Below are 960 nucleotides of genomic sequence, written 5' to 3' on the forward strand. Positions count from 1 at the left end.
ACGTACGCGTCGGTGGCGCGGGACCTGGGCATCAACCGCGAGACCCTGCGTCTGTGGGTGAAGGAGGCCCGCGCGGACGGCACCGCCGGGGCGAAGAAGGCGGGCCCGGCCAAGAAGCCGGCGAGCGGTCCGCTATCGTCCGACGACGTGCTGGAAGAGGAGAACAAGCAGCTCAAGGCCCGGGTCCGGGAGTTGGAGCTGGAGCGCGACATTCTGCGCCGGGCGGCCAAATATTTCGCGGGAGAGACGAACTGGTGAGCCGCTTCGAGTTCGTTGCCGACCATCGGGACGCCTTCGGCGTGAAGCGGCTGTGCCGGGTGTTGAGGGTCTCCCGCTCCGGCTTCTACCGGTGGTTAAAGGCGGCGCCCGCCCGGGCGGCCCGCGCCGCGGCCGATGCCGCGCTCGCGCAGGAGATCAAGCAGATCCACGAGGAGTTCGACGGCACCTATGGCAGCCCACGCGTCACCGCCGAACTGCGCGAGAAGGGCCACCAGGTCAACCACAAGCGCATCGCGCGGGTCATGCGCCGCTTCGGCATCGTCGGGCTGCACCTGCGCAAGAAGGTCCGCACCACCATGCCGGAGCCGTCGCATCAGAAGGTGCCCGACCTGATCAAGCGGGACTTCACCGCTGCCGCCCCCAACCAGCGCTACGTCGGCGACATCACCTACCTGCCCATCGGCGATGGCCAGTTCCTCTACTTGGCGACCGTGCTTGACCTGCACTCACGCCGGCTGGCGGGCTGGTCGATCGCCGATCACATGCGCGCCGAACTGGTGATCGACGCGTTGCGGGCCGCCGCGGCGACGCGGGGCAGCCTGGACGGGGCGATCTTCCATTCTGATCATGGAGCGCAATACACCTCCGCCGACTTCGCCAAGGTCTGCGCCGAACTCGGTGTGCGCCGGTCGATGGGCGCCGTCGGCACCAGCGCCGACAACAGCGCCGACAACAGCGCCG

At 68.9% G+C, this 960-nt stretch carries 1 pseudogene; it reads left to right on the plus strand.

Features of this window, described 5'->3' with window-relative positions:
- Nucleotides 1–960 (plus strand): annotated as a pseudogene (locus tag E1294_RS52060) (IS3 family transposase); the annotation flags it as partial.

It is taken from the genome of Nonomuraea diastatica, from assembly GCF_004349015.1.
GTDB lineage: Bacteria > Actinomycetota > Actinomycetes > Streptosporangiales > Streptosporangiaceae > Nonomuraea > Nonomuraea diastatica.